We start from the raw sequence: 12,720 nt of genomic DNA, 5'->3' as shown, positions 1-12,720 counted from the left end.
GGGCGTTTTTTCTTGCGGGGCTGGGGTTTGGCGCTGTTCGGTGCAGGTGGTTTGTGTTCGTTGCGGAAGGTCGCCGTTCGGCGGAGTTGGCGACGGCAAAGTAGTTGGGGGGTATAGGTGGGAATCTTGGGGTTTTTGCCTGCTCGGCGTTTTGGGTGTGCTTTTTGGGTGTTGGCCTTTCCTTGAGTTCACGGTGGTCTATTGGTGTTGCCCCTGTGCGGGGCGGCACCTACTTTCTTTGCATGCCGCAAAGAAAGTAGGCAAAGAAAGCGGCTTCACACCGCCAGCCCATAAGCGGCTCCCCTGGCTTGGAGGGGGTAGTGGACCATCTGGAATCAGTGCCCGCGCACACTCCGCGCCCGTGACAAAGCCGTCATCCGCTCCCACTGCGCACTGCGTGCGTCGCGGATGGGTCTGCGTGGGAAACCAGCGGCGTTGGTCGTGTGCGGTGGGGCTATCGGCTTCGCCTCGGCGAGGAGTGCAAATGAGGTGTGTTGGAAGGGGGCGGCCGGACGAGAAAAGCGAGTGGCACCCAGCAGCCAGTTGCTGGCCCGCCTTCAAGGCTTCAGGAAGGGCACATGCCGAGAAAATTAGCTCGCGGTTTTAGGAACGAGCGCGTCGGCGCGCGAAGCGTCGCCGGAAGAATGACTGCGTTGTCACTGAGGCTGAATGTGCGAATGCACGGATTCCAGATGCGCCGCTGCCCCGTCCAAGCCAGGGGACCCGCTTATGGGCTGGCGGTGTGAAGCCGCTTTCTTTGCCTACTTTCTTTGCGGCATGCAAAGAAAGTAGGTGCCGCCCCGCACAGGGGCAACGCTAATAGACCACCGTGAATTCAAGGAAAGGCCAACGCCCAAAAAGCACACCCAAAGCGCCGAGCATGCCAAAACCTCAATTCCGACTAGCAATAGCCCGCCGCCCATCGGCATCGCGATCGCCAGAACCATGCCCCCCATCAGCCGTCTGCGAAGACTGCTGCCCCCAAACCACAGAGTTGTCCACCGCATACAACCGGCAAGGATCCGAACTCTGCTTCTGGCAGTTGGCAACTGCCACCGACATCGGATCATCCCCGCCTTCAGCCCACGACCACGCGCCCGAATCCGATACGGCAAACGCGCGGCTAGGATACTGATGCAGGAAATTCCGATAACCATTGCGCCCGCCTTCATCGACGAAGGGCACGGCGTCCACCGCGTCGACGGCAGCGAAGCCGCTCGGCTTCGGCGCCGACGGATCGGCCACCCGATACTGCACGCCCGTGGGCATCCCCACGCGGGCAAGGAACGCCTCGACAGCCGGCCACCACACATGCACGCCATCGCGGTCACCAACTAGCCGATGCGCGTCGTTCTTGTAGTTGCCGAAGTCCACCATCTTCGCGCTCGCGCCATGCGCGCTGTACGCGGCATACATGCCGGCCACCAGCGGCGCGTTCCAGACTGAATCGTTATCGCCGTACATCCACAGCGACGGCACCGTGGTCTTCTCGCCATACGCGCCGAATGCGTGCGTCAGGTTGCTCTGCCAGTCGGTACAGGCATCCTGCCGCAAGCCGCCAGAGAAATTGATCAGCGCCCGCACGCCCGGCGCCGCCTCGGTGCCGTAGGCCATCGTTGCGAGACCGCCGTGCGAGGTGCCAGCCACGACGATATGCGCCGCGTCCACATACGGCTGCTTCGACATGTAGCTGATCGTTGCCGCGACGTCGCCGGCCTGGCCAATGCCATTGCGTTCGACGTCGCAACCGTCCTGCTCGTACACGCCGTCCGAATGACCGAAGCCCTGGCGGTTCGGCGCGACCACCACGTAGCCGCGACGCACGAACTCGCGTGCGAGCGGCAGCGGGTTGCTGCGCTCCTGCGTATGCGGATCGCCGGGAATCTTGCCGTGGTTGAACACGATCATCGGGAACGGGCCAGCGCCGTCCGGTTTGTAGATCGTCGTTTCGAGCGTGATCGTGCCGGCGGCGTCCACCGGCACGCGGATGATCTGTTCGTTCAGACGCGCGGTGGGCAGGTAGACGTCGTCGTCGAGCGCGATGCGCGGCACGTGTGCACGTGCCAGCGGTCCCGCCTGCGAGTCGGCGTGCGGGGCTGCGTACGCCTCACCGAGCGGATCGGCGTGCGCGACTGCGACAGCGCACGTGGCCGCTGCACAGATCACCGCACACTTCGTCAGAACCTTGCTGAACACCATTGACGCACCTGCCTCGAAGACCTGCCCTGAACACCGTGATGTCCGCTCGCCGATTTAGTTGCTGACGTTTTCCTTTCGTCCGCGTTTTCGACAAACAAAAACACACTCGCGTATGCAGTGCGCCAAGCACACGCATGCCAATCGAGATCGCACGGGATGAACCCAAACGGCCGACGCGACCCCACGCGCCGATGATGAGCGCCACACCTGCTGCCCGGAGCCGCCGCCGCACCCACACTGTCTGGCGAGCGGCAGGGCTTCGTGCGCATTTTGCGGAGCTGGTTCGACCGACTCTCGCAACGTGACGTCATGAAGCTACGGCCTCATCCTGGCACGACAATTTTGTTTTGTGCAATCAAGGAGAACCCGCGCCGAAAAAATTGCCGCTCGTGTTTTGGGCTAATTTCAGCGCGGCTGAAAGGCCGCGCTCGCCGCGTAACTGCGTAGCGGCTGGACGAGGGCGGGATGATTGCCGGATCAAGCGACAGGCGGCTCGGCACGCGGGCTGTGGTGCCGGGCCAACACGAAAAAAAAGCCCTGCAATGAGGGCCTTATTCGATCGCGGCGCAATGCGTGCCGCTGCATCGTGAAAGATCGCGAAAGGTTCGCGTGCCGCGCACTACTCGCTGACGTCGCCGTCGACATAGCGCCAACGTCCATCCTCGCCGCGCACGAAGCGGCTCAATTCGTGCAGCCGGTGCGCGCGGCCGCCCACCTTGTACCGCGCGACGAATTCAACGGTTGCGTGATCCGCGTCGGTTTCGGCGAAGGCCTTGATCTGCAGTCCGAGCCAACGCGGCGCGTCGGGCGCTGTAGGATCCGCATCGAGATCGGCGGGGCAGGTGTGCGGCGCCCAGGTGGCGCGCAGATAGTCCGTCGCGCCGACAACATACGCGCTATAACGCGAGCGCATCAGTTCGAGCGCGCGCGGCGCCGCTTCGCCACCGTCGATATAGCGGCCACAGCATTGCGCGAAGCGGGGCGCTGTGACGCCGCTGGGCTGCCCTGGCGCGGTGCCGCCGCAGGGGCAGTCGGAAGGTCTTTGCATCGACAAAATTGGTTTATTCATTAAGCGTTCAATCAAGACCGCGTGCGATCAATATTTTCTGGATGTCGCTGGTGCCTTCGTAAATCTGGCACACGCGCACGTCGCGATAAATCCGCTCGACCGGGAAGTCGCTCAGATACCCGTAGCCGCCATGAATCTGCAGGGCTGCTGAACAGATCCGCTCGGCGGCTTCGGAGGCGAACAGCTTGGCCATCGCGGCTTCGGTGAGGCACGGCTGACCGGCGTCTTTCAACGACGCCGCGTGCCAGATCAATTGGCGCGCGGCTTCGAGTTGCGTCGCCATGTCGGCGAGACGGAACTGCACGGCCTGGTGCGAAAAGAGCGGTGCGCCGAAGCTCTCGCGTTCCTTCGCATAGCTCAACGCTGCCTCGAACGCGGCGCGCGCCATGCCGACACTTTGCGCCGCGATACCGATGCGCCCGCCTTCGAGCCCCGACAGCGCGATCCGGTAGCCTTCGCCCTCTGCACCGATCAGATTCGCGGCGGGCACGCGGCAGTCTTCGAACACGATCTGCGCGGTATCCGACGAATGCTGGCCGAGCTTCTCCTCGACGCGCACGACGATATAGCCCTTCGTGCTGGTCGGCACGATGAACGCGCTGATGCCGCGCTTGCCTGCCGCCTTGTCGGTCACCGCCATGACGATCGCGACGTCGCCGTTCTTGCCGCTCGTGATGAACTGCTTGACGCCGTTCAGCACGTACGCGTCGCCGTCGCGGGTGGCGGTGGTGCGCAGCGCGGACGCGTCGGAACCGGCTTGCGGCTCGGTCAGGCAAAACGCGCCGAGCATCTCGCCGCGCGCGAGCGGCGTGAGCCAGTCGCGTTTCTGCGCGTCGTTGCCGTAGCTCAGCAGGATGCTGCACACCGGGCAGTTGTTCACGGAGATTGCCGTCGACGTGCCGCCGTCGCCTGCCGCGATCTCTTCGAGGATCAGCGCGAGCGCCAGCGCATCCATGCCGGCGCCGCCGTACGCTTCGGGCACCAGCACGCCATAGGCGCCGAGTTCGGCGAGTTGGCGGTGCACCTCGCGCGGAAAGGTGCGCTCGCGGTCCCACGTGGCCGCATGCGGCGTGATCGCGTCGCGCACGAAGGTGCGCAGCGCGTCGCGGACCATCAGGTGATCCTGATCAAGCACCATGGCGCGGTCTCCTCACCAGTCGAGTTGCGTGCCGTCGTATTGATAGAAGCGGCCGTTGAACGCATCGCGTGCGCCCGCAGCCTGCGCGAGCACGTCACGCATGCCGGCGACGCTGCGCGCCGGGTCGATGGCGGCTTGCGCACCGCCCATGTCGGTGCGCACCCAGCCGGGATGCAGCGACACGCAGGTCGCGCGCCTTGCCTCCAGCGACGCGAGCTTCAGCGCGTCGTTCAGCGCCGCCTTGCTCGTGCGATACAACCAGCCGCTCGTGCCGCTCGGCTCGGCGATGCTGCCCATCTTGCTCGAGATGACCGCAAACACACCGCCCGCTTCTTCGACGAGGGGAAGCAGGATCGGCATCAATTGCATTGGACCGCGCACGTTGGTGTGCATCACGTGATCGAAGTCTTCGGCGGTGATCGCCTCGACGCCTTCGGTGCGCGGGCCGTACACACCCGACACCAGAATTGCCGCATCGAGCCGTTCGCCGTCGAGCTTCCAGCCGAGCGCGGCGATGTCCTCGGGCGCGGTCACGTCCACCGCGAAAGTCTGCGCGCCGAGTTCGTTCAGCGCATCGAGCGCGGCGCCGTCGCGCGCGGTGGCGAGCACGCGCCAGCCGCTATGCCGGTACTGCCGGACGAATTCCTGGCCGATGCCACGCGACGCACCGACGATCAATACTGTCTTCATCGAATACCCCAGTTTTCAGGACGCCGCTTCAGATGCGGCGATTGCCACGATCCGCGCGTCAAACCAGTTCGACGCCCATCGCCGTCGCTTCGCCGCCGCCGATGCACAGTGTCGCGACGCCGCGCTTCAGGCCGCGCCGCTTCAGCGCGCCGATCAGCGTGACGAGAATGCGCGCGCCCGATGCGCCGATCGGATGGCCGAGCGCGCAAGCGCCGCCGTTCACGTTGACCTTCTCGTGCGGTAAGCGGTGTTCCTTCATCGCGGCCATGGTCACGACGGCGAACGCTTCGTTCACCTCATAGAGATCGACTTCGTCAGCGCGCCAGCCGTTCTTCTCGAACAGCTTGCGAATCGCACCGACCGGCGCGGTGGTGAACTTCGCCGGTTCCTGTGCGAACGTCGAGTGGCCGACCACGCGCGCGATCGGTTCGACGCCGAGACGTTTCGCCGTCGATTCGCGCATCATCACGAGCGCGGCGGCGCCATCGGAAATCGACGACGAATTCGCCGCCGTCACTGTGCCGGTTTTGCTGAACGCGGGCTTGAGCGTCGGAATCTTGTCGAGGTTGGCCTTGAACGGCTGCTCATCGTGATCGATCGTGACTTCGCCCTTGCGGCTCGCCACTTTCACCGGTGCGATTTCCCACGCGAAAGAGCCGTCTTCGTTCGCGCGCTTCGCACGGTTGAGCGACTCGACCGCGAACGCGTCCTGCGCCTCGCGCGTGAAGTCGAACGACGCCGCGCATTCCTCGGCGAAGGTGCCCATCAGACGGCCTTTCTCGTACGCGTCTTCGAGACCGTCGTAGAACATGTGATCGATCACCTGGCCGTGACCCATGCGCATGCCGCCGCGCGCCTTCGGCAGCAGATATGGCGCATTCGTCATGCTCTCCATGCCGCCCGCCACGATCACGTCGACCGAACCGGCGGCCAGCATATCGTGCGCGAACATCGCCGCGCGCATGCCGGAGCCGCACATTTTGTTGACCGTGGTGCTGCCGGTGCTCAAAGGCAGGCCCGCGCCGAGCGCGGCTTGCCGCGCGGGCGCCTGGCCGAGGCCGGCGGGCAGCACGCAGCCCATCACCACTTCGTCGATCTGGTCGGGCTTGAGGCCCGCGCGCCGCACGGCGGCTTCGATCGCCGCCGAGCCGAGTTGCGGCGCGGTGAGCGATGCGAAGTCGCCCTGAAATGCCGCCATCGGCGTGCGCGCGGCGCTCACGATGACAACCGGATCGGCACTCGCTTCGGTTCGCTTTTCAGTCATGTCTGTCTCACTCATGTTTTAGCTCCTTGATCACACCTTCGACGATGGCCGGCACGTCGCCGAGCTGCGCCGCGTCCGCGGCGACCACGTCGTTGTCCGCGTTGCGCGGGCCGCTCGCCGACACGGCGGCCACGCACTCCTTGTAGGTTGCTTCGAGCGTGGCCGCGTCGCTGATCGTCATGCCGAGGTTGCGGATCTTGCCGTCATGCACGCCGTACGCCCAGCCGTGCACGGTCAGTTCCTGGCCGCGCGCCCACGCGTCGTTGACGATGGTGGTGCGGCACACGTTCACCACCTGTTCGATCGTATTCAGTTCCACGAGCCGCCGATGCCGCGCTTCGCCGAGCGGCCATTCTTCGATCAGCGCGGCGTGCTTCGCGCGCACGTCCTGCACGTGCGCGAGCCAGTTATCGGCGAGACCCACGCGGCGGCCGTGCAGCGCCGCGCCGACCCCGGAGCAGCCGTAGTGGCCGACCACCATGATGTGCTTGACCTTCAGCAGATCGACGGCGAACTGGATCACGGACAGACAGTTCAGATCGGTATGCACGACCACGTTGGCGATATTTCTGTGCACGAACACTTCGCCCGGCGGCAAGCCGATGATCTGATTCGCCGGCACGCGCGAGTCCGAGCAGCCGATCCACAAATACTCCGGCGCCTGCTGATGCGCGAGGCGGGAGAAGAATTCGGGGTCTTCGGACAGCTTGCGGGCCACCCACGCGTCGTTGTTGTCGAACAGATGCGAGAGCGGATGGGAGGAGCTTGAAGCGTTTGTGTTCATGGTGCGTCTTGGTGGTTTTTCGACCGCTTGACCGGTCGAAGTCGTTACATAAAGTTCGGACGAGACATTCAACGAGGCGGGCGGCGCGGGCTTTACGCCACGCGCACGCTGCGCTCGTCGGGTGGCGCGTGCGGTGCATCCGGTGAAGCGGATGCCGATGCATCGGCAAAGCGTTCCGGATAACGGATGCAGAAGCGCTCGTGGCTGTCGTACGGGAAAAAGTCGGGCAGTTCGCCTTTCAATAGATGATCCTTGTGCCGTTGCCATAGCGCAGGATCGAAGAAGTCCGCGTGGTGCTGCATGAAGGAGCGGCGCACGCGTGGGTCGCCGAGCAGAAACGTGCCGTACGTCTCCGGGAAAATGTCGTGGGGGCCGACCGAGTACCACGGCTCGCCCGACATTTCGTCCTCCTCGTTACGTGGCGCCGGCACCGCGCGCACGTTGCAGTCGGTCAGATATTCGATTTCATCGTAGTCGTAGAACACGACGCGGCCATGACGCGTCACGCCGAAGTTCTTGTACAGCATATCGCCGGGGAAGATGTTCGCCTGCATCAGTTCCTTCACCGCGTTGCCGTATTCCTTGATGCCGTGCTCGACGTCGTCGTCGTTGCCGGTTTGCAGGAACAGGTTCAGCGGCACCATGCGGCGCTCGATGTACATATGGCGGATCACGAGGTTCTCGCCCTCGTATTCGAGCAGCGACGGCACTTCCTTTTCGAGTTCGCGCACGAGCGCTTCATCGAGCCGCGCCACCGGCAACGCGACGCTCGAATATTCGAGCGTGTCGGCCATGCGGCCGAGGCGGTCGTGCCGTTTGACGAGCTGATACTTCGCCTGGATCTGCGCGCGCGTGGTGTCTTTCGGCGGCGGGAAGTTGTCCTTGATCAGCTTGAATACATACGGGAACGACGGCAGCGTGAACACCAGCATCACGAGCCCCTTGATGCCGGGCGCGATGATGAACGGATCGCTCGAATGCGACAGGTGATGCAGCAGGTCACGATAGAACAGATTCTTGCCCTGCTTCTGCAAACCCACCGACGTATAGATTTCCGCCTTCGGCTTGCCCGGCATGATGGTGCCGAGAAATTCGACGTAAGCGGACGGCACTTCCATGTCGACGAGGAAATACGAATGCGAGAAGCTGAAGATGATCAGCAGTTGCTCGCGCCTGAGCAGCACGGTGTCGAGCGCGAGCACGCCCGGCTTCACATGGCGCAGCGGCACGGCGAACGGCAGCAGCGCGTCGCCGTTGATGATCCGTCCGACGATATACGCCGACTTGTTGCGGTAGAACAGCGACGAAAGCACGTGAATCTGGAAGTTCGGCGCTTCGTCGAAGACGCCGAACGCGTCGTGGATCGTCTGCATCACGCAGCCGACGTCGCGCGTCAGGTCTTCGAACGGCGGGTCGAGCTGGAAGTTCGTGACGATGCGCTCGAGCGTCGCGGCGAGTCCGTCTCTCGCCGGGTAGTACGCGCGATAAGTCGGCTTCGCGGCCGGTTCGTCGTTCTCGATGTATTCGGTCGAGATGGCCGGGCGCACGAAAATGAAGTCGTTGTTGAAATACGAGCGGTGCAGGATCTTGCAGCACACCGAATTGAAAAACGTTTCCGCGCACTCAGGCTGGCGGTGCGTGGTCAGGAGACCGATGTAGTGCAGCTTGATCTGCTGCCACACTTCGCTGTCGATGTTTTCCGCGTCGTATTCGTCTTCGAGCAGTTCGACGCATTCTTCGACGCGCTCGTCGTAGGAGGTAATGCGATCGCGCGCGAGCCTTTGCAGGCCGTGCCAGTCGCCGGTTTCGAAGAGCGTCTTCGCGTGGATCGCGGCGTCGCGGAAGATCCGGTAATGGCGGTCGAATCCTTCGAGCATCGTCTGGGCGACGTCAAAGCCGATTTGCGACGACAGCAGTTTGGGGAAGTGATTCATGTCGACCGTGCATTCGTCCCATGTCGTGAAGACACCCGTGATTGTATCGTCCGGGTGGGCCCGCGACGCATCGCGCCGCTCGGCTCGCGCCTTGCCGCCTTGTGGGCGTTGTCAGGCGTTCACCGACTTTCCAGCTATCTTCGCTCAATGCGCCGGTTTGGCATCGCTAACCGGCGCAAATTCCGGCAAAAAAATTGCTTCGTGCTGCGCTTGACTGCGTTACGTTGCGTTTATCCGGCTCGTGCCGTGCCGTGCCGTGCCGCGCCACGCCACGCCGTGCCACGTCACGCTTCGCTCATGCGGGCTTCGCCTCGCGTGCGCCACCGTCGAGCAACGCGCGCGCCTGGGCTTCGTATTGCGCGAGATCTTCGAGCGTCGCGTTCAGGTCTTCCAGTTGACGCTCCAATACCTCGCGATGACGCGCCACCGTGGCAAGAAACGCGTGCAATTGCGGCACGGTGTCGGTCGGCGATTCATACACGTCCAGCAGTTCGCGAATTTCCGACAGCGTGAAGCCGAGCCGTTTGCCGCGCAGCGTGAGCTTCAGACGCGTTCTGTCGCGGCCCGAATAGACGCGCCGCAAACCGCTCGACCCTTCGCGGCTCGGCGAGAGTAAACCCTGATCTTCGTAGAAGCGGATCGCGCGTGGCGTAACGTCGAATTCCCGCGCGAGCTCGGTGATCGTGTATTGCGTATTCATACGGGGCATCCCGTGGCCGGGCAGAAAATCGGATTGGACGATAGAATCGACGTTTACGTTATCGTCAACCTGAGCTGAACGCAACCATTGCTGCAACCACGGCGCGACACGGCAAGCGCGCGCCACAACCACGCCGACCGGCATCGCACACCTCGCCATGCCGGACGGCCGACGGAGGAAGACATCCCCAATGAATGCACTCGAACATCAACTCCAATACCCATTCAACGACAGCTTGCCGGAAGCCGGCCAGACGATGGAAGTCGCGCGCGGCGTGTTCTGGCTGCGCATGCCGCTGCCTTTCGCGCTCGACCACATCAACCTGTGGCTGCTGCGTGACGAGATCGACGGCAAGCAGGGCTGGACGGTGGTGGATTGCGGCATCACGTCGGACACGATCAAGCAGAACTGGGAGAGCGTGTTCGACTCGCTGCTCGACGGCCTACCGGTGTTGCGCGTGATCGTCACGCACTGCCATCCGGACCATATCGGCCTCGCGCACTGGGTGTGCAGCGGCGGTGACAGGAAGCGCTGGGACGCGCGGCTCTGGATGACGCTCGGCGAATACATGCAGGCTCGCGTGATGGCCGCCGGCGACGGTTCGAATGCAGGCGGCGAGGCGGCGGCGCGGCACTTCGCGCGCCACGGTCTGAACGATGAGGATTCGCTCGAGAAGCTGCGCAATCGCAAGAGCTACTACTCGAGCCTCGTGCCGGCGATCCCGGGGCAATACCGGCGTCTGCGCGAAGCCGATGGCGTGAAGATCGCCGGCAGGACGTGGCGGGTGGTGACGGGCTTCGGCCATTCGCCGGAACACTGCGCATTGCATTGCGAAGAAACCGGCGTGCTGATTTCCGGCGACATGGTGCTGCCACGCATTTCGACCAACGTGTCGGTGTTCGATATCGAACCGGAAGGCTCGCCGCTCGCGCTGTATCTGGAGTCGCTCGGCCGCTACGAGACCATGCCTGAAGAGACACTGGTACTGCCGTCGCATGGCAAGCCGTTTCGCGGCGTGCGCACGCGTATCCGGCAACTGCGCGAGCATCACGACGCGCGGTTGGCCGAAGTGCGCGAAGCATGTACTCAGAAGCCGCGGAGCGCCGCCGACATCGTGCCTTTGATGTTCAAGCGCCAGCTCGACATCCATCAGATGACGTTCGCGCTGGGTGAGGCGCTCGCGCATTTGCATCTGCTGTGGCTCGCGGGCGAGTTGAAGCGCACTCAGGACGCGGACGGCGTGATCCGTTTTTCAGCGTCGTGAGTGATGAGATCGCGTTGATGCGTCGATAAAAAAAGCCCGGTTATGCAAACCGGGCTTTTTTCTGTGTACCTTCGGGCAAGCGCGAATTACTGCACCGAGACCGTCCCGAAGTTGACCCGGCCAAACGGGCTCACGTGATAACCGCTGACGTTCGTGCGCGTGATCGCCGAGGCGGTCGGATAGCCGAGCGGAATCCACAGCGCCTGATCGTGGATGATCTGCTGCGCCTGTTCATACGCCTTGGTGCGCTTGGCCTGGTCCGGCGTGGCCTTGCCGTCGGTGATCAGCTTGTCGAGATCCTGATCGCAAAAGCGCGCGAAGTTGATCCCCGACTTCACCGCGTTGCAACTGAAGAGCGGCGTCAGATAGTTGTCCGGATCGCCGTTGTCGCCGGCCCAGCCCATGAACAGCGAATCATGCTGGCCTTGTTTGGCCTGCTTGATCAGCTCGCCCCACTCGATCACCTTCACGTCCGCCTTCACGCCGATCTTCGCGAAGTCGGCCTGCAGCAATTCGGCGCCGGCCTTCGGATTGGGGTTCAGCACGCTGCCGTTCGGACGCACCCAGATGGTCGTTTCGAAGCCGTTCGGATAGCCCGCATCGGCAAGCAGCTTCTTCGCTTTCGCCGGATCGTACGGCCAGCCCTTGATCGACTTGTTGTAGCTCCACGTGTTCGGCGGATACGGGTTCGTGGCCGGTGTCGCGGTGTTGTCGAACACGGTCTTCAGATAGGTGCTGCGATCGAACGCCATGTTCAGCGCCGCGCGCACCTTCTGGTTGTCGAGCGGCTTCTTCTGCGTGTTCAACGCGACGAACGCGGTCATGAACGCGGGCGTCTGCACGATCGCGAGCGACTTGTCCTGCTTCGCGTCGGCGAGATCCTGCGGCTTCGGCGACAGCGCGATCTGGCATTCACCCGCTTTCACTTTCTGTGCGCGCACGGTGGCGTCCGGCGTGATCGCGTAGATCAGGCGGTCGATCTTCGGCTTCGGCCCCCAGAAGGTCGGGTTCACGTCGTAGCGGATCACCGCGTCCTTCGTGTAGCTCTTCAGGACGAACGGGCCGGTGCCGATCGGCTTCGCGTTCAAATCGGTCTGCTTGCCCGCCTTAAGCAACTCGTCGGCGTATTCGGCCGAATAGATCGATGCGAAACCCATCGTCAGGATCGGCACGAAGGTCGCGTTCGGTACAGTCAGTTCGAACTTGACGGTGTTGTCGTCGACCTTGCTGATCGACTTGATCAGCTTCGGCAAGCCCATCGACTGCGCATGCGGAAAGCCGCTCGCGCCCGTCACCTTGTGCCACGGATTGCTGTCGTTGAGCATGCGCTCGAACGTGAAGACGACATCGTCGGCGTTCAGCGCGCGGCTGGGCTTGAAGTAGTCGGTGGCCTGAAACTGCACGTTCGGGCGCAGATGGAACGTGTAGGTGAGGCCGTCGGCGCTCACGTCCCACTTCTCGGCCAGCGCCGGCACCACCTTCTTCGTGGCCTCGTCGTACGAGACCAGCGAGTTGAAGATCACATCGGCCGACGCGTTGGTCGTGACGAGCGAATTGAACTGCACCACGTCGAAGCCGTCCGGGCTCGATTCGGTACAGACGGTCAGCGGTTTGGCGAGCACGAGCGCGGGCGCCGTGAACAGTAGGGCGGCTGCGAGCAGTTTGAAGCGCATAGGTT

At 63.4% G+C, this 12,720-nt stretch carries 10 protein-coding genes; 1 reads left to right on the top strand and 9 read right to left on the bottom strand.

Annotated elements, in window-relative coordinates; translation table 11 throughout:
* Positions 1–891: 891 nt before the first annotated feature.
* The 8 genes from ACZ9H4_RS34375 to ACZ9H4_RS34340 all read right to left on the bottom strand — a co-directional run bounded on the left by ACZ9H4_RS34375 (position 892) and on the right by ACZ9H4_RS34340 (position 9,778).
* Positions 892–2,199, bottom strand: a complete 1,308-nt coding sequence (locus tag ACZ9H4_RS34375; RefSeq protein WP_476122596.1) for a dienelactone hydrolase family protein — start codon at positions 2,197–2,199, stop codon at positions 892–894.
* A gap of 619 nt (positions 2,200–2,818) precedes the next feature.
* A complete protein-coding gene (locus tag ACZ9H4_RS34370) occupies positions 2,819–3,268 on the bottom strand; it encodes a YchJ family protein (protein WP_476122594.1) in 450 nt (149 codons plus the stop codon).
* 7 nt (positions 3,269–3,275) lie between these two features.
* Complete coding sequence (locus tag ACZ9H4_RS34365; RefSeq protein ID WP_476122593.1) at positions 3,276–4,406, bottom strand: acyl-CoA dehydrogenase family protein; 1,131 nt, start codon at positions 4,404–4,406, stop codon at positions 3,276–3,278.
* Positions 4,407–4,418: 12 nt separating this feature from the next.
* The gene (locus ACZ9H4_RS34360; RefSeq protein ID WP_408149267.1) at positions 4,419–5,096 is read right to left on the bottom strand and encodes an SDR family oxidoreductase; all 678 of its coding nucleotides are present in this window, start codon (positions 5,094–5,096) and stop codon (positions 4,419–4,421) included.
* Positions 5,097–5,154: 58 nt separating this feature from the next.
* Positions 5,155–6,375 (bottom strand): acetyl-CoA C-acetyltransferase, encoded by a 1,221-nt coding sequence (locus ACZ9H4_RS34355; protein ID WP_408157407.1) that lies wholly within the window; start codon positions 6,373–6,375, stop codon positions 5,155–5,157.
* Positions 6,368–7,144: a carbonate dehydratase gene (gene can / locus ACZ9H4_RS34350; protein ID WP_408157409.1), complete on the bottom strand. Its 777-nt coding sequence runs from the start codon at positions 7,142–7,144 to the stop codon at positions 6,368–6,370. Before can ends, ACZ9H4_RS34355 begins: the two co-directional genes overlap by 8 nt.
* Positions 7,145–7,236: 92 nt before the next feature.
* Entirely contained in the window at positions 7,237–9,078 is a 1,842-nt protein-coding gene (gene aceK, locus ACZ9H4_RS34345) for a bifunctional isocitrate dehydrogenase kinase/phosphatase (RefSeq protein WP_408157411.1), read from the bottom strand.
* A gap of 295 nt (positions 9,079–9,373) precedes the next feature.
* Positions 9,374–9,778, bottom strand: coding sequence for a MerR family transcriptional regulator (locus tag ACZ9H4_RS34340; RefSeq protein ID WP_168669483.1), 405 nt, complete (start codon positions 9,776–9,778; stop codon positions 9,374–9,376).
* 190 nt (positions 9,779–9,968) lie between these two features.
* Here ACZ9H4_RS34340 and ACZ9H4_RS34335 point away from each other — a divergent pair, with 190 nt between their 5' ends.
* Complete coding sequence (locus tag ACZ9H4_RS34335; RefSeq protein ID WP_476122589.1) at positions 9,969–11,042, top strand: MBL fold metallo-hydrolase; 1,074 nt, start codon at positions 9,969–9,971, stop codon at positions 11,040–11,042.
* Between the two features lie 86 nt (positions 11,043–11,128).
* On the opposite strand, the gene ACZ9H4_RS34330 is transcribed toward ACZ9H4_RS34335, so the two are convergent.
* A complete protein-coding gene (locus ACZ9H4_RS34330) occupies positions 11,129–12,715 on the bottom strand; it encodes an ABC transporter substrate-binding protein (protein ID WP_408150364.1) in 1,587 nt (528 codons plus the stop codon).
* Positions 12,716–12,720: the final 5 nt, after the last annotated feature.

This window comes from Paraburkholderia sp. TE9906 (genome assembly GCF_056279605.1).
Note: the sequence above shows the minus strand (reverse complement) of the source record. Positions and strands in the feature narration are given on the sequence as shown.

Excerpts from the sequence above, each read along its gene's own strand:
- ACZ9H4_RS34340 (WP_168669483.1), bottom strand. The coding sequence starts at position 9,778 with ATGAATACGCAATACACGATCACCGAGCTCGCGCGGGAATTCGACGTT.
- ACZ9H4_RS34375 (WP_476122596.1), bottom strand. The coding sequence starts at position 2,199 with ATGGTGTTCAGCAAGGTTCTGACGAAGTGTGCGGTGATCTGTGCAGCG.
- can (WP_408157409.1), bottom strand. The coding sequence starts at position 7,144 with ATGAACACAAACGCTTCAAGCTCCTCCCATCCGCTCTCGCATCTGTTC.
- ACZ9H4_RS34370 (WP_476122594.1), bottom strand. The coding sequence starts at position 3,268 with ATGAATAAACCAATTTTGTCGATGCAAAGACCTTCCGACTGCCCCTGC.
- ACZ9H4_RS34365 (WP_476122593.1), bottom strand. The coding sequence starts at position 4,406 with ATGGTGCTTGATCAGGATCACCTGATGGTCCGCGACGCGCTGCGCACC.
- aceK (WP_408157411.1), bottom strand. The coding sequence starts at position 9,078 with ATGAATCACTTCCCCAAACTGCTGTCGTCGCAAATCGGCTTTGACGTC.
- ACZ9H4_RS34355 (WP_408157407.1), bottom strand. The coding sequence starts at position 6,375 with ATGAGTGAGACAGACATGACTGAAAAGCGAACCGAAGCGAGTGCCGAT.
- ACZ9H4_RS34335 (WP_476122589.1), top strand. The coding sequence starts at position 9,969 with ATGAATGCACTCGAACATCAACTCCAATACCCATTCAACGACAGCTTG.
- ACZ9H4_RS34360 (WP_408149267.1), bottom strand. The coding sequence starts at position 5,096 with ATGAAGACAGTATTGATCGTCGGTGCGTCGCGTGGCATCGGCCAGGAA.
- ACZ9H4_RS34330 (WP_408150364.1), bottom strand. The coding sequence starts at position 12,715 with ATGCGCTTCAAACTGCTCGCAGCCGCCCTACTGTTCACGGCGCCCGCG.